Origin of the sequence: Dyadobacter sp. BHUBP1 (assembly GCF_050587785.1) — a bacterium.
In the GTDB taxonomy this organism is placed as follows: Bacteria; Bacteroidota; Bacteroidia; order Cytophagales; family Spirosomataceae; genus Dyadobacter.
Genome location: NZ_JBOBIH010000001.1, coordinates 500,522 through 518,718, shown reverse-complemented (window position 1 = coordinate 518,718; position 18,197 = coordinate 500,522). Strand labels below are relative to the sequence as shown.

The following is an 18,197-nucleotide window of genomic DNA, read 5'->3' as shown; positions in this document are numbered from 1 at the left end:
GTTTTGCAGAATACCCTGCCAAACCGAAAAGAGGCTATTATTTGAGCAACTTCTTCAATTCGTTCATGACCGCGGCGGGCGCCTGCTCCTCGTAAAGAATGCTGTAAACCGCGTTGGTGATAGGTAAATTAACGTGATAAGTTTTGTTGAGCTCCTGGATACTCCTGGTGGCATAATAACCTTCCGCGATCATCTTCATTTCAAGCTGCGCAGCTTTGACACTATACCCCCGGCCGATCATATTACCAAACAACCGGTTGCGGCTGAATTGCGAATAGGCCGTCACGAGCAAATCGCCCAGGTAGGCTGACGAACTCAGGTTCCGTTCACGCGGGTCGAGAGCTGTAACCAGGCTACCAATTTCCTGCATCGCATTCGATACAAGTACAGCCTGGAAATTGTCGCCGTACCCGAGCCCGTGCGTGATCCCGCACGCGAGCGCGATGATGTTTTTCATCACCGCCGCATATTCGACGCCATAAAGGTCGTCGAGCGCATTGGCGGTGACGTAACGGCAGGTCATCAGCTCCGCAAAATCTTCTGCCGCCGGACATTCTGTGGAAGCGATAGTCAGGTAGGATTGCTTTTCCAACGCCACTTCCTCTGCATGGCACGGGCCGGCAATGACGCAGGTATCCTTCATTTCAATACCAAAAGCATCGGCAGCCCAATCGGTAACGAGGGCGTTCTGGCCGGGAACCATGCCTTTAATGGCTGAAACGATGCGCTTACCCTGCAAATGTTTGGGCGATAAATGCTGCAATGACTCCTGAATGAATGCGGCGGGGACCGCCAGGATAATGTAATCCGCTCCTTTGACAGCGTCGGTGGTTTTTTCAAAAACCTTCACCTTCTTGGGTGAAAGCACGACGTCACTGAGGTAACTCGGATTGTGATTGAACCTCCGGATATGGTCGATGTCCTTCTGGTTCCGGAGCCACCAGCGGATTTGAACGTGATTTTGTTCGCAGAGGATCTTGATCAGGGCAGTCGCCCAGCTGCCCCCACCTATCACGGCAATTTTAGTATGATTTAAAAAACTCATCCGGCTGGATTGTCAGAATTTGGCTGAAATATTGGCCAAAATAGCTGAAAATAAAAAATCCTTGCAGCAAAGCCGCAAGGATTTTCCTTTTTAACCTAAACTAAATCGAACTTATTACTTTTTTACAACGCATCAGTTCGGGTTTTCATTTGATTTTTTTCCATCTTTTTTCGGATCTTCCTTCTTTTTTTCAACCAGGTCACCGTTATTGAGGTTTTTGGACACTGCAATGTAGGGTCCGGAGATAATTTTGTCGCCCGGTTTCAGGCCCGAAAGGATTTCGATATTCTCAAAATCGCTGATACCCGTCTTCACTTCCTTCATTTCCGCCTTGCCATTCACATCGACAAATACCACTTCCTTAATCACTTCCTGCTTCCTAGGTTTCTTCTCGTCTTCCTCGGCTGGCTGCGCATTATTATTCGACCCGTCGCCTGAGCCCGGGATCACCTGTGGAGTGCCTCCCCGCGTAGTAACCGCCGCGATGGGCACCGAAACCACGCCATTTTTACGTTCGGTAATGATCTCTACCGATGCTGTCATACCCGGTTTGAAAGGATAAGATTTTTTCGACCGGGCGGTCATCAGGTCTTTGAAAGATTCATTCAGGATTTTCACTTTCACCTGAAATTCCGTTACGGCATCGGCGGAGGTGCTTGCAGCGGCCGTTGATGTCGACGATAGCGATGCAAGTCCCGCAGCCGTATTGGCGATTTCCTTCACCACCCCCTTAAACTTGCGGCCCGACGAACTGTAAGCATCCACGTCGATTTCAGCGGTATCACCAATCGATACTCGTACAATGTCGTTCTCATTCACATTCACGCGCACTTCCATATCGGCCAGGTTGGCAATGCGCATCATTTCGGTACCCGCCATTTGTGACGTACCTACCACACGTTCGCCAGCCTCCACATTCAGCAGCGATACAATACCGCTCACCGGCGCGAAAATGCTGGTTTTACGCAGGTTTTCCGCCGCGTCGCGCATGCTGGCTTCCGCACTTTTAATATTGAAAAGCGCCGCCGCTACATTCGCTTTTGCTGATTCCACGTCCTGCTGGGCAACTCCATAGCTGGACGCAAATCCTTCGAAATCCGCCGAAGAAATCACTTTATCAGCAAAAAGCTTCTTATTCCGCTCATAATTGGCCTTTGCCTGGACAAGCCTTGCCTCTGCCTGCGCTACCAGTGCCTTGGTTTGCTCATAGTTAGCCTTGCTCGAATTGACCGCAGCTTGTGCCCTGGCCATTAATGATTCGTAGTTATCCGGACGGATCTTCAAAAGCAACTGCCCTTTCACGACGGAATCCCCTTCCGCCACATTCAATGCGATGATCTCACCAGAAACGTCCGGACTGAGCTTTACTTCCACTTCCGGCTGCACTTTCCCCGACGCACTCACACGTTCGATGATATCCGATTTTTTGACGATTGCGTATTCTACCTCCGTGGTTTTAGGCTTACCGATGTAGCCGGCCTGTTTGGCCCCAAACAAACCACCGATGAGTAGCACCACGACACCTCCCGTTATCCACCAGATCTGTTTCGAAGATTTACGTGCCATATTTTTTTGATTACAAATTTTTGAAGATAGGTTGCTGATAGTACGGGAATTCTAGAAATCAGAGAGCGGGCGGTTCATATAAAAATCCAGGATTTTAGTCCTGAAAACGTAGTCATACTTGGTCTGAACGAGGTTACCATTCGCTCTGTCGAGGTTGGCTTTCGCAATGTTGTACTCTACCGAGTTGATCGCCCCGACATCGAAACGCACCTGCGCTACGCGGAAAGTTTCCTGTAATGCACGGACCTGGTTTGCGGTTGCGGAGTAACGTTTGGCCGCATTCGTCATATCGATATAGGCCTGTTCCACATTCTTGCGGATCGTCAGTTGCACCTGCTGCGCCTGGTATTCGTAGGTCTTTTGCTGCAATTTGGCATTGGCCACATTGTATTTCGTCCGGAAATTGTTGAAGATCGGAATCGAAAGGTTCAGGTTGATCGCCGAGTTACGGTTAAAGTCGAGCTGGTTGAAATAACGGAAGTTCTGGATAGAACCATTCGGTGCCGTAACGCGCTGGATGATCGGCACTTGCTTGTTATCTATCATCACATAATCCGTCGTCGAGGGGACATCAATCGTCGTATTTCCCGTTCCGTCTCCTACAAACCGCTGTTTGGGCGCCGCACTCGAATAAGCGGTGTAAATACCGCCGTTCAGCGTCAGTGTGGGCATACCGGCCCCTTTTGCCAGATCGATGTTAATTTTTGAAGCTTCAATCCGCATATTGGCAGCCTTCATTTGCGGCAAGTTGTTCAATGCGGTTTCATAAATCTCCTGAATGGAAGCATCATACGCCTGCATTGTCGGATCTTTTACGGGTATTTTCACCACGTTGATCACCTCGCTGCCCGGCATGTTCATGTATTGTTTTAAATTTAGCTTCGCGCTTTCCAGGTTATTTTGGGCATTTACAAGTGAAAGTTCGTCGTTGGCCAGTTGTGATTTCAGGTCAAAGAGATTACTTTCCGCAAGCGTACCTGCCTCTACAAGTTTGGCTGTACGTTCTACCTGCAATTGGGATGCATCTACCTGCCGCTGCGCAACCATAATGAGCTCCTCGTTGGTCACCACCTGCAAATACGACAACGCCACATTGAGCATGATATCGTTACGGGTCGCTTCCAGGTCCTTGGCACTTGCCTGGTAATTGGCATTGTTGAATTTGATGTTATTACTGATTTGAAAACCGCTGAAGAGCGTCACCTGGCCGCCGAGCTGATAGTTGTTGGAGCTGACGTTCTGCTGAACGAACTGGTTGGTGAATGGGTCGATGTTACGTCCTGAACGGAAACCCTGGCTGGCACTGAAGCTGATGCTTGGCCACCGCTGCCATTTCGACTGCTCGTAGGTGTTGCCATTAGTTTGCACCGTAATTTCCGATTGCTTTACCTGCGGGTTGGTTTCCAGGGCAATCCGGATGCAATCTTCCAGCGAATACGTATTGGCCGGCTGACTTACATTTTGCTGCGCCTGCGACACCGTCATTCCACCAAACAATGCCAAAACCAGCGCGGAATAGCGTAAAGAATGAAACATAAGAGGTTTAGAGTTAGATGATCAATATTAGTGCTTACCGGAAAATGCAACCATCCATTTGGTACGGACGGTTGCATTTCCGTGGTAAAGGGCGATTTATCGCGGATGCTTCGGGCTCAATGGAAAAACAGGTAACCGAGCCAAATTCCGGCGACTACGCCGATGAAATCTGCGATGAGGCCCGCCACAATAGCATATCTCGTGTTTTTGATCCCGACGGAACCGAAGTAAAGCGCAACAATATATAGGGTGGTGTCGGCCGATCCCTGGAAAATACACACCAGCCTTCCCACAAAAGAATCCGGGCCGAATTCCTTCATAGCGTCGATCATGAGCGCACGCGCGCCGCTTCCGCTAAGAGGTTTCATGAGTGCTACCGGCAATGCGTCGGTAAAGTCGGTATTCATACCCGTTGAGGCAAACATCCATTTCAAACCGTCGATCATGTAGTCCATCGCCCCGCAGCTCCGAAATGCGCTGATCGCAACCAACAGACCCACCAGATACGGAATGATCGTGACCGAAGTGGTGAACCCGCCCTTTGCACCTTCGATGAAAGCTTCAAAAACATTAACCTTTTTAAACATTCCCCAACCCAGGAACGCCGCTACCACGAAAAGCAGCACTGAATTACCAGCCAGGATCGAAATGGTTTCGATTTGCTCTTTGGGCAAACCGGATAAATACCACAATACCAATGCGATCATCGCTGTCACACTACCAAGCCCGAGCATCACCGTGCGATTGAAAAGATTGATCTTTTGCCAGGTGGCCGTAATGATCATGCTCACAACCGTAGTTACGTACGTACCCACCACGCACGGAATGAACACGTCTGACGGACTTTCGGCGCCCAAAATGGCGCGTTGGGCGATGATAGAAAGCGGGATAATCTGCAAGCCGGAAGTATGGAGTACCAGGAACATGATCTGCGCATTCGATGCAGTATCCTTGCTGGGATTGAGTTCTTGCAGGCTTTGCATGGCCTTTAAACCGAATGGTGTAGCCGCATTATCGAGCCCGAGAAAGTTAGCGGAGAAGTTCATAATCATCTGCCCGTTTGCCGGGTGATCCTTTGGAACTTCGGGAAAAAGTTTATTGAAAAACGGACCTATAAAGCGGGCGATCACATGGATAATTCCTGCTCTTTCACCCACATTGAGAATACCCAAAAAGAATGTCATAACACCCGTAAGCGGCAAAGCAATATCCATAACAGCCGTTTCAGCCATTTTGAGCATCCCTTCCGTAATGGCTTTGAAGGTTTGCACATCGCCTGTAAAAATGAATTGCAGGAACGCTATCAGAAAGGCAATGACGAAAAAAGCTACGAAAATGTAATTTAAAGCCATATCAGGTTCAGGAGTGCCAAGGTGGGATTAGTAATGATTTGTTTATAATGCATTGAGTAAAATATTTCTTTTAATGCAAATAACAAAGGTATATTGCAAACAGGTAGACCTATCAACAAACCTCAACGATTTTCCATGAAGCATTACAGCTTTTTACTCCTTTTAGCACTATTGTGCTGCAACAAACCCAAAAACAACGACGAAACCGCAACGGCAAACAGCGGCGAACCCACCAAAGCCATCAACGACACCATCCCGCTCACCCGCGACAAAGTAGAAAACAGCCCGATCGCGAGTTACAGCGAAAAGGTGAGGGACGAACTCAACGACTGGCGCCTGGCCGTGGATATTTACGAAACAAAAGAGACCTTCAAATTTCTGATGAAGATCGAATATATGGTCCAGGAAGCGGAAGACACGCTGACTATCCCCAATTTCGGTATCATGCCCAAAGTGGAAATCCGCAAAGGCCCTCAGAAAGAGTCGTGCGTTGTTGGGTTTCTGGATAAGAAAGGGGAATTTAAGGAGTATAAATTGATTGCTTTGAAGGACAAGCAATTGAAAATTTCAACTCTGAAGTATTACGCGAGGGCGCGGTATAAGGTGAGTAAGTGATTTTTCGGAAGCCCGGCAACGACCTGGCTTCCGAAAATGAATCATTTGAACTACTTAAATTTGGGACGATAGATATATCTGACCGTATCCAGCTCCGCCTGATAGGTAGCGCTGTTCATCACATTACTGATCATTAGGCGGGTGGTAACTCCCCGTGAGTAATCCTGTTCTAAAACGACCAATATTCCTGTACTGTCATTTAGTATCAGCCACTGACGTTCCTGAGAATATTTGTCGTCCATTTCCACGCTCACTCGTGCTGCTTGTAACGATGAGGTTTCATCATCATTCAAATCATAGAATTTGAATCGGAAGAAATACCCTTTGTCTAAAAAAACGCTATCAGTGTTATTGACAGATTTTGATGGAATCCATTTGACCTGCAACTGTTGTTTCTCGGGCGCTCCCGTGACCGGCAGGGATCTCCCCTCCGTAATATTTATCAATCCCGTCAGAATGTAACGTCCATCTGCATTATTCAACTCGAAATTACTATATCCGCGTTCCGCTCCAGGCTCACATCTTTGCATCAACAGCAGGCAGATATAAAAAAGGGCATGTGTTTTCATATCAGTTAGGTATAATAATATAAGCCTTCATATTGGAACTGTTGTACAGCGTGCCATCACCTACGATGTTATCATAAGCGAACCAGGTATTGTTTTGGGAAGTATCTACCCATCCCCAGTTCATTTGATAATAGTGGGTAGAATATTCGTAGCAATATCCAGCTTGGTCCTGGTAAATAGCATGCAAGTCTTGAATGCCATCAATAACCCATACATGCATATTAGGCAAACACACGCTACAATTCGAGCCATATACAATTACCGGTCTTTGTGAAAGCAACTGATTTTTAATTGTGATCTGATTAGCTGAATTAAAAAAGTCGAGGTCATAGGATGTAAATCCACGAGCTGCAAAAAAATCGTCAGTCTTCCCCGGCTGACTCCATGTTTGACATCCCGATCCAGACATTGGGATACCTAGGGCTGGCACCACGGTGTTGTAAGTTGCTCCAACAGCAATTCCAATATCTCTAAGCAGATGAGAAAGGTTTCCGTTGCCAGTATTATCAAGTGGAGCGCAACTCCCTGAATGAGACTGCGGCATTCCTGTAAACATGGCGGAAGTGTAGTTATTCCCTTCAATACTTACTGACTTATGATGATACCGTAGCACTTCGCCGATCGCCAACGGACCAACCTACCGGAGCCTTGTTACATGCAAAGGTTCCGGACTTGTTGCAATTTGGGAATACAATTCCGTCAGGACAATGCGCGTTGTACCCTGTCCGTTGATTCCATCCGGCTAAGCTAAATGTCAAATGCTGGATTATCACATTCTGCGGAATTGAATGGGTCACAAAGTATTCACAACTTGCCTCGGGAGTCCAGACAGGCTGATCCGTTCTTCGGAAACTTGCACCTTGTCCTGCTTCAAATTGCCGCCATTCGTTGATAATATTGATGTGTGCTTCGGTGTTTTGCCTTACTCCTGCCGCGGTTTCGGCGATCAAATCTTTCCAAAGCTGAATGCCTGGATTGTCTGCTCCTAGGTCAAATGTACCGATATCGGCAAAGGCTAAAACAGGCTTCATTCGCTTATCGGCAGAAAGCACCAGAAAGCCCTCATTGTTTTGTAACTGATTACGTAGAAAATCGCTCTTCCCTGTCTGTCTGCGAAGGTTTTCAACTCATCAACTTCCTTTGGAATCGTTTCCGTCGTTCTTGCCGTTCGTTGCGATTTCCCTACTAATGCAAGGGCCTCCTTTTTTGTAATCAAAAATTTGTCTTGTACCGATTTCTGAGAGACTTCCGATTTACCGGGTAATTCATTCTTCCTCATAATAGTGTGACCATTTTGTTAGAAATTTATTTATACTTTTTTGTACAAATAAAACAAGAACAGACCACACCCATTCTGGGAAAAGGAAGGATCGGAACTACAAAAAGGAAGAAAATTCAGGTGGTATGCCAGGGAGCGGTATAAGGTGAGTAAGTGAGGAACGTCAGGGATTACGGCATTGTGGGGCAATGATTATTCTAAAACAAGACGCACATTTTCCGAAGTGCCATCCCGATTGACAAGTCGTAAATAGTAGGTACCTCTTGGCAAATCGCCGACTGATATTACAATAGTCCGGTCTTGATTAAAAGCCGCTGTTGCGTAATGTTCCGTCGCCTCGATTACTCGTACTTCTTTTCCGCCAACCTCGCTGTATAACCTGATTATCTGCGGAAGTCGCTCAGCAGCTTGTGCATCATCGAATTGAATTCTCACCTGGTCTTTCGCCGGATTGGGGAATACTTTGTAGATCGGTGTTCCCTTTGCACAGTTGTCGACACAAATGGTGATCCCTTTCTGAACCGAGCCGAAACAGTTGCTAACGGTAATGTCTATGCCATAGCAATTGTTGAACTAGGAATTGAAATAAGCGGATCCTCCATTGGAATTAAGAATCGTATTAGCCGGATCACTACAAGTCCATATCCCAAACTGCGTTCCGGGCTCAGCAGTATAGGCATTGAGCATCACGCCCGCACCGTTGCACATGAAATCGGGAGAACCACCGCCATTGGCAGTTACTAGCAGGGAAGCTGGCTGCGGGGCACTTCGTTTGACGTTGATAGGTGTACTAAATGCCGACGTTACTCCGCAAACGGACGACGTAGCCGAGACTTTCACGGTACCGTCCGAAATACCGGTTATTTGCGCGGAGTTGGTATTGCCGGGAGAATTGGCGGTAATGCCGCCGGTGGCCACCCAGTTGTAGCTTGTCGCGTTGCTGGCTGTTGCGGTGATCGTTTTGGGATTACAAAGTAGAATATCAGGTGAATTAATAACCGGTTTTGTAGGAACCGGTCTTGTAATCGTCAGCTGAGAAGACGTGGTCAGACCAGGCACGTCATTTCTGGAAGTCGTGACTTTGATCACGCCACCCGAGCCGGCATTCGGCGTAAGCGTAACGATATTCCCGCTTCCTGAAAGCGTCCAGCCAGCCGGGTAAGTCCAAACGTAATTGGTTGCATTCGCCACTGGATCAACCGATACGTTGATCGGTGCCGTACCACAATTGACTTGGTAACTTCCGCTCTGCGCGACACCGTTGATTTTGATGTTGCCGGGCGTGCCAAGATAACGGATTGGGATGGTTTTGGTTTGCGTCAGGCCTACCGGACATTGATCACACTCAGCGGTCGACGGATTGGGCTTCCCAGTGGAAGTCACCTTTACTATTCCATTTCCATTAGTATTGTTCCAAATGACTGTAATCTGATTCTTACCGCTTGCTTCAAGTATGGAAGGATTGTCAGTTGAGCCGCTAACTATAACACCATTAGTCACTTCCCATTTGTATTTGCAGCCTGCACCTTTATTACAAATTGAGAATGAATTCATTACAACAGAGTAGTCATGTGACACATTATTGGGAAGTGCATAAGAACAAGTGTTATTAGGAACTCCACAATTTAGGGTCAACGACTGCCCATCAGCATTTACTAATAAGCCAAAGCAATAAAATACAAATGCAATCAAACCGCCTATTTTTTTAGTTTTCATAGTGCTGTATTTAAAAGTGAAAAGTAAAGTTTAACCTGCTAATGTAATTTGGCTCTATTCCAATATGCCGGTCCCGGTAATTATACCCGCCGCTCTGATTTCTGGACTTTTGCCATTGATAAGAGAAAGCCATGCAAGTTTCCACAGATGCAGAAAATCGCTTGTTGATTTGATATTTATAACCGCAAAATGGCCCCAGGCTCAGATCAACAATTGTCGTCCAGGTCTCCGGAGACGAATATTGGTAGTTATTATTCCAATAAAGCCAGGCGTCCACTCCGTAGAGCAGTTGACCTAATTTGAGATTTCGTCTGAACTCATAACCAAAGGATGTAACGACGTTAAAAACTCGTCGATGAAGCCAGAACTCAGCATCGGGGGGCAAAATCCCGCTCGAATCAGCACCTCTGGCATCTTTTTCACTTAACCATGAAATGTCCCCAATTGACCACCGAAAAGCACCTCTCGGATTAGGGGCATATCTTAGCGTAAAAAACGGGTTCATGCCGGAGGCACCTTTAAGCCGATACGCGTCCAAACTGATATCCCACCGATAGTCTGTACTAGCGTGATTACTGCGAATCCCTTCCGGAGGCTTCTTTTGCTCCTGACAATGAGCACTTTGCATTAAACTAACAAGCCCCAAAAAGGCCATCACAACTAGGTAGCATGCTCTCTTCATATTATTTATAATTTTTGTACAAATAAAATGAGAACAAACCACACCCATTCTGGGAAAAGGAAGGATCGGACCTACAAAAAGGAAGAAAATTCAGGGCCTGGATTTGAGCTTGCTCACATAGTTTTCGGATATACCCAGGTACGAGGCAATGTACTTCTGGGGAACACGATTGAAGAGTTCCCGCGAGCGTGCGCGGAACGATTCCAGCTTCTCGGGCGCGGAAAGCGTGCGCATGTCGCGGAGCAGGTCCTGATGCGTCAGTAAAAGGCGCTCGGCGATGATACGGCCAATGCAGCAGGCCTGGGGATGGTTCATATATAGCTCGTAGAGGTCAGCCCTTGTAATGTAAATGAGTACAGAGGCTTCCAGGGTCTCGATGTATTCGCGGGATGGGAGCTGTTTTGAGAAACTGTCGGCGGCATGGAAAAAGTCGCCCTCGCTGGCAAACCAGTCGGTAACGTCGCGGAAGTTGCCCTGGCCGTCGGCTGCGAAATGGTAACCACGCACAAGGCCCGATTGCAGGTACCAGAGTTTATCACATGTTTCGCCGTCCGAGAGTAGCACGCGTCCCTTCGGAACCTTCACGATTTTTAATCTCTGCTGAAACAGTGACCGGGTTTGGTCTTCAACGGGCAGGATTTCACTCAGGGAGGATATGAATTCGCAATACATATGATATAGTGTGTTGATATAACCGCAAGTTGAAAATTTTCAACCATATTTCTATACTACAACAAGGCACAAAAAAAGGCCCGGTTTCCCGGGCCTTTTCTGCATTTGTAAGAAGTGTAATTATGCGTTAAATACGAGATCCATCTTCTCACGGATAGTCAATAAACGTTTGCGGTCACCGCCGGAAACTTCCGCGGAAGCCCAGCCCGAGTAGCCAATCTTTTGCAATGCCTTGTTCACTTCGGACCAATTGCAATCGCCTTCCATAAACTCCACGTCGAAGCCTTTCCAGAGCCCCAGGTCGTTTTGTTTTTTGAAGCTGAATTCTTTCAAATCCAGTTTGAGAATGCGCTTGTTCAATGCTTCGATCCACGAAACCGGCCAGCTGTAACGGAGCACGTTGCCTACATCGAAATACCAGCCTACCATCGGGTGTTTGAACTCGTCCACATAGCGGGCAGCTTCTAGTGGACTCAGCAAGAACTGGTTCCAAACGTTTTCGAACGCGATCTTAACACCTGTTTTTTCACATACCGGCAGCAGCTTGCGGATTTCCGCCTGCGAGCGCTCGTATGCTTCCGCGTACGTCACATTCGCATTCACAACGCCCGGTACTACCAGCACCGTAGTCCCGCCGTATTGCTTGGTGTCGTACAATGCCTTTTCGATAGACTTGACGCATTCTTCACGTTTTTTGGGATCCGGATCTGACAATGGGAGTTTCCAGTGCATCGAGTTCACGGTTCCAGGCAGTTCGAGGCCGGTTTTGTCGCGCGCGGCAAGCACCTCCTTCATATCCAGCTTGTCGGGCGAATCGAGTTCGACGCCGTCGTAGCCGAGGTCTTTCAGGAGTTTGAATTTGTCCATAATCGACAAATCCTCTTTCACCATACCCCATTTAAGACTTTTCTTCACCATCGGGCGTGCGGCAGGCGATCCTGCGGCAGGCGACCCTGCGGCACGCATAGCAGCATTTGCTTCGGCGCTCGCCAGCACCGAAGAGCCCACCGCCACAGCAGATGCTGCCATGGCGGTGTTTTTTAAGAAATCTCTTCTTTGCATAAGGTATCAGGAGAATGCAGTGATACCTGGTTTTGCCACCTCTACAACCGGTGGTTTCATGTCAAAGCTATAAGTATCAGGGCCCAGCTTCTCGGTAGAGTTCAATGCCTCGTTCCAGGTAATGCGCTTGCCGGTGTAGGCAGCCATTCTACCCATGATGGCGGTCAATGTGCTGTGTGCCATGAACTCGCCGTCGTTGATCAGCTTACCGCTACGGATAGACGCAAACAGCTCGTTATGCTCTGTCTGGTACATATCGTTTTGTACGCCTTCGTATTTCCATGGGTTAGCACCTGTGATTTCGTGTACGTTACGTGCACAGTTCACCATCGCTGATCCTTTGGTACCGAGCGTTTGTACAAGGTAGCTGTTTTCGCAGTTCGCCTGCTGGCGTGAGTGGTGGAAGCCCTTCACACCGTTATCGTAATCGTAAACAACCGAGAAGTGGTCGAAGATATTACCGAACAACGAGTCGGTACGAACCTGACGGCCGCCTGTACCTACCGCCGAAACCGGCAGCTTGCCACCCATTGCCCACGCCATCATGTCGATGCTGTGAACGGCCTGCTCCACAATGTGGTCACCGGCGAGCCAGGTGTAGTAAGTCCAGTTACGCAGTACGTATTCAGCGTCTGTCCAGCCCGAAACACGTGGGAACGACCACAGTGTACCGGTGTCGTAAGTGTTATAGATAGCCGTAATGTCGCCCACTGCGCCATCGAGGATTCGCGCGAAACTCGCACGTTTCGGCTCGTGGTAACGCCAGCAGAAGCCCGACATCAGGGACACATTCTTTTGTTTTGCCAATTTCGCTGCGTCCAGCACTTTACGTACACCAGGAGCATCGACTGCCACTGGTTTTTCGCAGAACACGTGCTTACCTGCATTGATCGCGGCAGTGAGGTGCTCGGGACGGAAATGAGGAGGCGTAGCGAGCAGCACTACATCCACACCTGAGTCCAGCACTTTTTTGAAAGCGTCGAAACCAATGAATTTACGACCTTCATCCACTTTCACTTTCGGACCGTGCACTTTGGTAAGGTTTTCAAGCGACGCGTCCATTTTGTCTTTGAAAATGTCGCCCATTGCCCACAACACCACATTCGGGTCGGCTTTCAAAGCCTGGTTGGCAGCACCGGAGCCGCGGCCGCCGCAACCGATCAGACCTACTTTGAGGGTATCGGCATTTACGCCTGCAAAAGCGCGATTGGGGTTCAGAATCGCAAAGGTCGGCAATGTGCTACCTGCCAATGCAACTCCCGCCATTTTCAAAACATCTCTCCGAGAAGTACTCATTGTCAATTAAGGATTAGGTGATGGAATGACTGTTTTTATTGAATTTTCTGTTGATTATGCCAGTGATACAGGATCTTAAAGGCATTAAAGTTAATGCAAAACCGTAATATTTCCTGCTAATATAAACCAAAATTTCCATTTGCGTGCTCGACCACACACAAAAGTTATTAGATGTTAATGATACAATTTATATAGTTTTATATCCCCGAACTTCCGTTTCCTGAATATGGTCCTTGAGAATTTGCTGCTCATTATATCCCTCCTTTTTGTGGTTTCGATGCTCACGATGCTGAGCGAAAAAATAGGCATTTCATACCCGATCTTCCTGGTCATCGCGGGCTTGCTGATCGGTGTTGTTCCCGGAATGCCCCATATCCAGCTTGAACCTGACTGGGTTTTCCTGATCTTCCTGCCGCCATTGCTTTATGAAGCGGCCTGGAATACCTCCTGGAAAGATTTCTGGGCATCCCGGCGGGCAATCGGGCTGTTATCTATCGGTCTGGTGGTATTTACGGCCACCGCCATTGCCTATATCAGCCACGCGCTTATTCCGGGTTTCACACTGGCGATGGGCTTTGTGCTTGGCGGCATTATTTCTCCCCCCGATGCCGTGGCAGCAACTTCCGTTCTGCATGGATTGAAGGTTCCAAAGCGCGTCGTCACAATTCTAGAAGGAGAGAGTCTTGTCAACGATGCCTCTTCGCTGATCGTGTTCCGCGTGGCGCTCGCGACGATCGAAACGGGCAACTTTGTGCTCTGGAAAGCAGGGGCAGACTTCCTGATGGTGGCCATTATGGGTATCCTCATCGGATTAGCCATCGCGCATGTGCTGTACGTAGTACATCGTTTTTTCCCGACTACTCCGAGTATCGACACGGCGCTCACATTCATTTCACCCTATTTGATGTACATCGCGGCTGAGCATTTCCACTATTCGGGCGTACTGGCGGTAGTGAGCGGCGGACTGTTCCTGAGCTTCCGCGCACACGAGCTGTTTACTTATCAATCGAGAATGCAAACCAATTATGTCTGGCAAACGGTCGTTTTCCTTTTAAATGGCATTGTGTTCATTCTAATAGGTCTGCAACTACCTGAGGTGATGAAGGGATTGCATGAGTACACCGTCACCGAGGTAGTGACTTACGCTGTCATTATCAGCATTGTTACCATTCTGATCCGCATTATCTGGGTTTTTCCCAGTACTTACATTCCCCGGATTCTTTTCAAATCCATTCGCAAAAAAGAGGCAAGGCCTGGCTGGCAGCCCGTGTTCATCGTCGCCTGGAGTGGGATGCGCGGCGTGGTTTCGCTGGCATCTGCATTGGCTATCCCACTTTTAATGAATGGCAAGGCATTTCCGCATCGCGACCTCTTCTTATTTATCACATTCGTCGTGATCCTCTTCACACTGGTATTTCAAGGGCTCAGCCTGCCTTACCTCATCAAGTGGTTGAAAATTGAAGATGATGGCGACAGCCTGGAAAAGGAGAATGCATTGATAAACTCCCGACTGGCAACAGTGAGCCTCGATTACATGAAATCCAATTATGAAGGTGAGATACAGGATTTCGAGCCATTCCGGCTATTGAAAGACCGATATGAGAAAATCGTCGAAATGGCTGATTATAAACTGCTTCATTCCGAAGACAGCAAGTCAGTGAGCCACGTGCGCAAATACAGAAAGATGCTATTGGAAATTATTGAAGTAAAACGGGAGGAAATCCTGAAACTGAGACAGGAGAGAACTTGCTCCAACGAGCTCATCAAGACCAAAGAGCATGAACTCGATCTCGAAGAAGCAAGACTCCGAAGGTCACCCTAATTAATTCCACTCCACCTCCACCACGTAATCCCGAAGGTCAATGGTGGTGAATTTCTCGTTATTCTGGCGTTTGAGCGACACTTTACCGTTTTGAACCTTCGCTACCTGCTGCGCGATCACGTCTTTTTCGTTTTTCTTGCGGTAAATAGCGACCATCGGATCCTGGCTGGTTACATCTACCTCGCAAGTACGCCCTTTGGCGGTTATCAGTTTGGAGTTATTAGGCAAATACGGGGCCTTCGCCAGCGCGAGCGCGCGGGAAGCCTGGGGCACGCCGTACCCTACAAAATTGTTACCATAAGGATACAAATGCGATGATTTCTCGATTAATGAGATCAGTTCTTTGTTTGAAAGCTGCGGATTGGCTTGTAACAAACAGGCCGCAAAACCGGTAATCACAGGCGCGGAAAGCGATGTTCCGTACAAGGAAAAGCACGAAACATTCGGTTTCACATAAGACAAAAACTCCGGCCCGACGCTGCTGTAACCAATGCGGTTCCAAAGCTTGCCATTGGTAGCGCCGACTGAAAGTACACCTTTTGCATCCGCCGGGGCAGAAACGATCCCCCAGCTTTTATCGTCGCCCTCATTACCGGCGGAAACGATAATCATAATGCCTTTTTTATCGGAGGCAATCTGTGCCGCTTTGCTGATAGCGCTCGTTTTGCCATCCATTTGCGATGGCTGATAGTTTTCTTTCGGGTCGGAGAAGCCTTTGGCATAACCCAATGAAGTGTTGATCAAACGCACGCCCAGGCTGTCCATCCATTCCATCGCCGCGATCCAGTTATCCTCTTCACCGCGGTATTCGCGCATCGAATAGTCGGTGCGAGCGAGGTAGAACTTCGCATTGGTAGCCATGCCATATTGCACCTGATCCTGGTAATCGATGCCCGAGATCGCGGCAAGTACCTCGGTACCATGCATGTCGGAAAACGACTCGGCAGTGCTGAACAGCAGATCGCCCGGGCGGCCTGGCTTCACATAATCCCGGATGCCTAATATTCTTTTATTGGAAAAAACCTGTGAAAGCGAAAGGGAAGAATCCGCACCGTAGAAACCGGCGTCGATCACACCGATCGTCACGTCTTTAGCGGTAATGTTTTCTTTCAAAAATGCATTAGCCTGTACCTGCGACATAACTGGCGCCATTTGCGCCTTTTCGATCGGCTGCGTGCGTGCAATGTAAAAACCGGGATCGATCATCACCACATCGGCCACGAAATCTAACTCCCTTACTTTCATCGCCTGCTCGCTGGTAAGGTTGGCCGAAACAGCATTCAACCATTTGGAGCGGTTGATGATATTAACCGACTGCTGCCGAAGCGCTGCCTCATATTCCTTTTTTACTGGCAAATCGGTTTCGTCCGAAAGTACCAGGCCTAGTTTCTGCCGGTTTTCCAATGTCAGCGCCGACACCGCAGGGCTCGAAGTCAGATCTTTATTTTTCAGATAAATCCAATATTTCGGGCTTGCTGACAACACCAACGGCACAAATACAAACGCAAGCAAAAGCAATCTTCTCATCAACGGCATTAGTTAGGTATTCTTAATCAATTTGGTATAATAACACTTTAAAAACTGTATTTGCACAGCCGCAAACCATTCCGTGCGGCGGCAAATGTTTAGAATTTTTGAACAAGATAAACGTAATTTTACAAATTAAATTACCGGATCCGAAAAAATACAGACATGCGATATTCCCCGATCGACCAAAAACTATTTGTTGAAAACAGACGCCGTTTGACAACTTTGCTCAAACCGAAATCACTGGCCATTCTCAATGCCAACGACATTATGCCTACCAATGCGGACGGCACAATGGGTTTCAAACAAAACAGCGATTTGTTTTATCTCACCGGTGTCGACCAGGAGGAAACCATCCTGCTCATTTTCCCGGACCACCCTGATCCCAAGTTCCGCGAGGTACTTTTCCTCCGCGAAACGAACGAAACCATTGCCGTTTGGGAAGGTGAAAAGCTCACCAAAGAACAAGCCCAAGCCACCACCGGCATTCAGAGTATTTACTGGACGCACCAGTACGAAACCGTGTTCGGCAACATCGTTTTCGAAGCTGAGTATGTGTATCTGAACACCAACGAGCACACCCGTAACGACTCGTACGTGCAGTCGCGCGACGCGAGGTTTATCGCGGATTTCAAAAACCGGTATCCATTGCACAACCTCATGCGCCTGGCCCCACTCATGCACCAGCTGCGCGCGGTGAAGCAGCCGGAGGAAATCGCATTGCTCCAAAAAGCCTGCGACATTACCAAGCAAGGTTTTGAAAGGGTATTGAAATTCGTCAAACCGGGCGTCCATGAATTCGAAATCGAGGCCGAGCTGCTGCATGAGTTCGTCCGTAACCGATCAAAAGGCTTTTCATACCAGCCGATTATTGCTTCCGGCGCGAATGCCTGCGTGCTGCATTATATCCAAAACGACCGGATTTGCAAGGAGGGCGACATGCTTCTACTGGACGTAGCCGCCGAATACGCCAACTACGGTGCCGACCTTACCCGCAGCATTCCGGTAAACGGCCGCTTCACGAAGCGCCAGCGCGATGTATACGACGCGGTCCTGCGCGTTTTCAAAGCCGCCAAAGGCCTCCTCGTCCCTGGCAATATCTGGGATGAATACCATCAGGAAATAGGCCGGATTATGGAAAGTGAACTCATCGGTCTCGGACTTATTACCAAAGAGGATATCGCAAACCAGGACCCGGACTGGCCTGCCTACAAAAAATACTTCCCCCACGGCACCTCCCACTTCCTTGGGCTCGACATCCATGACGTAGGCAACAAATACCGCCGCTTCGAGGCCGGGATGGTTCTTACCTGTGAGCCGGGGATTTACATTCGCGAAGAGGGATTGGGCATTCGTTTGGAAAACGACATTCTGATCACGGAGGACGGGAATGTGGATTTAATGGCGGATATTCCGTTGGAGGCCGAGGAAATCGAGGAGTGGATGAATGGTAGGTGA

16 protein-coding genes and 1 pseudogene are annotated in these 18,197 nt (G+C 48.3%); 3 read left to right on the top strand and 14 right to left on the bottom strand.

Translation table 11 applies throughout. The annotated features are described in order from the left end of the window. Window positions 1–37 precede the first annotated feature (37 nt). The 4 genes from ACQ4MZ_RS02190 to ACQ4MZ_RS02175 all read right to left on the bottom strand — a co-directional run bounded on the left by ACQ4MZ_RS02190 (window position 38) and on the right by ACQ4MZ_RS02175 (window position 5,499). Window positions 38–1,045, bottom strand: a complete 1,008-nt coding sequence (locus ACQ4MZ_RS02190) for an NAD(P)H-dependent glycerol-3-phosphate dehydrogenase (RefSeq protein WP_430842500.1) — start codon at window positions 1,043–1,045, stop codon at window positions 38–40. Between the two features lie 132 nt (window positions 1,046–1,177). Beyond that, the gene (locus ACQ4MZ_RS02185) at window positions 1,178–2,611 is read right to left on the bottom strand and encodes an efflux RND transporter periplasmic adaptor subunit (protein WP_430842498.1); all 1,434 of its coding nucleotides are present in this window, start codon (window positions 2,609–2,611) and stop codon (window positions 1,178–1,180) included. Between the two features lie 51 nt (window positions 2,612–2,662). After that, entirely contained in the window at window positions 2,663–4,147 is a 1,485-nt protein-coding gene (locus ACQ4MZ_RS02180; RefSeq protein ID WP_430842496.1) for a TolC family protein, read from the bottom strand. A 116-nt stretch (window positions 4,148–4,263) separates the two neighbouring features. Beyond that, complete coding sequence (locus tag ACQ4MZ_RS02175) at window positions 4,264–5,499, bottom strand: nucleoside recognition domain-containing protein (protein WP_430842494.1); 1,236 nt, start codon at window positions 5,497–5,499, stop codon at window positions 4,264–4,266. Between the two features lie 135 nt (window positions 5,500–5,634). On the opposite strand from ACQ4MZ_RS02175, the gene ACQ4MZ_RS02170 reads away from it, so the two are divergent. Next, the gene (locus ACQ4MZ_RS02170; protein ID WP_430842492.1) at window positions 5,635–6,114 is read left to right on the top strand and encodes a hypothetical protein; all 480 of its coding nucleotides are present in this window, start codon (window positions 5,635–5,637) and stop codon (window positions 6,112–6,114) included. 50 nt (window positions 6,115–6,164) lie between these two features. On the opposite strand, the gene ACQ4MZ_RS02165 is transcribed toward ACQ4MZ_RS02170, so the two are convergent. The 9 genes and pseudogenes from ACQ4MZ_RS02165 to ACQ4MZ_RS02125 form a co-directional block, all read right to left on the bottom strand. Further along, entirely contained in the window at window positions 6,165–6,683 is a 519-nt protein-coding gene (locus ACQ4MZ_RS02165; protein ID WP_430842490.1) for a hypothetical protein, read from the bottom strand. 1 nt (window position 6,684) lies between these two features. Continuing rightward, window positions 6,685–7,239 carry a hypothetical protein gene (locus ACQ4MZ_RS02160; RefSeq protein ID WP_430842488.1) on the bottom strand — a complete coding sequence of 185 codons (555 nt, stop codon included), beginning with the start codon at window positions 7,237–7,239 and terminating at the stop codon, window positions 6,685–6,687. A 37-nt stretch (window positions 7,240–7,276) separates the two neighbouring features. Next, a pseudogene (locus tag ACQ4MZ_RS02155) lies at window positions 7,277–7,744 on the bottom strand (Spi family protease inhibitor); the annotation flags it as partial. Between the two features lie 410 nt (window positions 7,745–8,154). Further along, entirely contained in the window at window positions 8,155–8,433 is a 279-nt protein-coding gene (locus tag ACQ4MZ_RS02150) for a T9SS type A sorting domain-containing protein (RefSeq protein WP_430843797.1), read from the bottom strand. A 102-nt stretch (window positions 8,434–8,535) separates the two neighbouring features. Next, window positions 8,536–9,516 (bottom strand): hypothetical protein, encoded by a 981-nt coding sequence (locus ACQ4MZ_RS02145; RefSeq protein WP_430842486.1) that lies wholly within the window; start codon window positions 9,514–9,516, stop codon window positions 8,536–8,538. Window positions 9,517–9,688: 172 nt separating this feature from the next. After that, window positions 9,689–10,360, bottom strand: coding sequence for a hypothetical protein (locus tag ACQ4MZ_RS02140; RefSeq protein ID WP_430842484.1), 672 nt, complete (start codon window positions 10,358–10,360; stop codon window positions 9,689–9,691). A 90-nt stretch (window positions 10,361–10,450) separates the two neighbouring features. Further along, a complete protein-coding gene (locus ACQ4MZ_RS02135; protein ID WP_430842482.1) occupies window positions 10,451–11,032 on the bottom strand; it encodes a Crp/Fnr family transcriptional regulator in 582 nt (193 codons plus the stop codon). 120 nt (window positions 11,033–11,152) lie between these two features. Further along, window positions 11,153–12,061, bottom strand: a complete 909-nt coding sequence (locus tag ACQ4MZ_RS02130) for a sugar phosphate isomerase/epimerase family protein (protein ID WP_430842480.1) — start codon at window positions 12,059–12,061, stop codon at window positions 11,153–11,155. A gap of 39 nt (window positions 12,062–12,100) precedes the next feature. After that, window positions 12,101–13,360: a Gfo/Idh/MocA family protein gene (locus ACQ4MZ_RS02125; RefSeq protein WP_409014504.1), complete on the bottom strand. Its 1,260-nt coding sequence runs from the start codon at window positions 13,358–13,360 to the stop codon at window positions 12,101–12,103. Between the two features lie 256 nt (window positions 13,361–13,616). Here ACQ4MZ_RS02125 and ACQ4MZ_RS02120 point away from each other — a divergent pair, with 256 nt between their 5' ends. Beyond that, the gene (locus ACQ4MZ_RS02120) at window positions 13,617–15,212 is read left to right on the top strand and encodes a Na+/H+ antiporter (protein ID WP_430842478.1); all 1,596 of its coding nucleotides are present in this window, start codon (window positions 13,617–13,619) and stop codon (window positions 15,210–15,212) included. Here the strand turns inward: ACQ4MZ_RS02120 and ACQ4MZ_RS02115 are convergent, their stop codons facing one another. Then, window positions 15,213–16,739 carry a S8 family serine peptidase gene (locus ACQ4MZ_RS02115; protein ID WP_430842476.1) on the bottom strand — a complete coding sequence of 509 codons (1,527 nt, stop codon included), beginning with the start codon at window positions 16,737–16,739 and terminating at the stop codon, window positions 15,213–15,215. A 165-nt stretch (window positions 16,740–16,904) separates the two neighbouring features. On the opposite strand from ACQ4MZ_RS02115, the gene ACQ4MZ_RS02110 reads away from it, so the two are divergent. Continuing rightward, window positions 16,905–18,197 (top strand): aminopeptidase P family protein, encoded by a 1,293-nt coding sequence (locus tag ACQ4MZ_RS02110; protein WP_430842474.1) that lies wholly within the window; start codon window positions 16,905–16,907, stop codon window positions 18,195–18,197.

What these genes read in the sequence shown, in the direction of transcription:
- ACQ4MZ_RS02190 (WP_430842500.1), bottom strand. Translation starts at nt 1,045, where the DNA reads ATGAGTTTTTTAAATCATACTAAAATTGCCGTGATAGGTGGGGGCAGC.
- ACQ4MZ_RS02185 (WP_430842498.1), bottom strand. Translation starts at nt 2,611, where the DNA reads ATGGCACGTAAATCTTCGAAACAGATCTGGTGGATAACGGGAGGTGTC.
- ACQ4MZ_RS02180 (WP_430842496.1), bottom strand. Translation starts at nt 4,147, where the DNA reads ATGTTTCATTCTTTACGCTATTCCGCGCTGGTTTTGGCATTGTTTGGT.
- ACQ4MZ_RS02175 (WP_430842494.1), bottom strand. Translation starts at nt 5,499, where the DNA reads ATGGCTTTAAATTACATTTTCGTAGCTTTTTTCGTCATTGCCTTTCTG.
- ACQ4MZ_RS02170 (WP_430842492.1), top strand. Translation starts at nt 5,635, where the DNA reads ATGAAGCATTACAGCTTTTTACTCCTTTTAGCACTATTGTGCTGCAAC.
- ACQ4MZ_RS02165 (WP_430842490.1), bottom strand. Translation starts at nt 6,683, where the DNA reads ATGAAAACACATGCCCTTTTTTATATCTGCCTGCTGTTGATGCAAAGA.
- ACQ4MZ_RS02160 (WP_430842488.1), bottom strand. Translation starts at nt 7,239, where the DNA reads ATGTTTACAGGAATGCCGCAGTCTCATTCAGGGAGTTGCGCTCCACTT.
- ACQ4MZ_RS02145 (WP_430842486.1), bottom strand. Translation starts at nt 9,516, where the DNA reads ATGAATTCATTCTCAATTTGTAATAAAGGTGCAGGCTGCAAATACAAA.
- ACQ4MZ_RS02140 (WP_430842484.1), bottom strand. Translation starts at nt 10,360, where the DNA reads ATGAAGAGAGCATGCTACCTAGTTGTGATGGCCTTTTTGGGGCTTGTT.
- ACQ4MZ_RS02135 (WP_430842482.1), bottom strand. Translation starts at nt 11,032, where the DNA reads ATGTATTGCGAATTCATATCCTCCCTGAGTGAAATCCTGCCCGTTGAA.
- ACQ4MZ_RS02130 (WP_430842480.1), bottom strand. Translation starts at nt 12,061, where the DNA reads ATGGCAGCATCTGCTGTGGCGGTGGGCTCTTCGGTGCTGGCGAGCGCC.
- ACQ4MZ_RS02125 (WP_409014504.1), bottom strand. Translation starts at nt 13,360, where the DNA reads ATGGCGGGAGTTGCATTGGCAGGTAGCACATTGCCGACCTTTGCGATT.
- ACQ4MZ_RS02120 (WP_430842478.1), top strand. Translation starts at nt 13,617, where the DNA reads ATGGTCCTTGAGAATTTGCTGCTCATTATATCCCTCCTTTTTGTGGTT.
- ACQ4MZ_RS02115 (WP_430842476.1), bottom strand. Translation starts at nt 16,739, where the DNA reads ATGAGAAGATTGCTTTTGCTTGCGTTTGTATTTGTGCCGTTGGTGTTG.
- ACQ4MZ_RS02110 (WP_430842474.1), top strand. Translation starts at nt 16,905, where the DNA reads ATGCGATATTCCCCGATCGACCAAAAACTATTTGTTGAAAACAGACGC.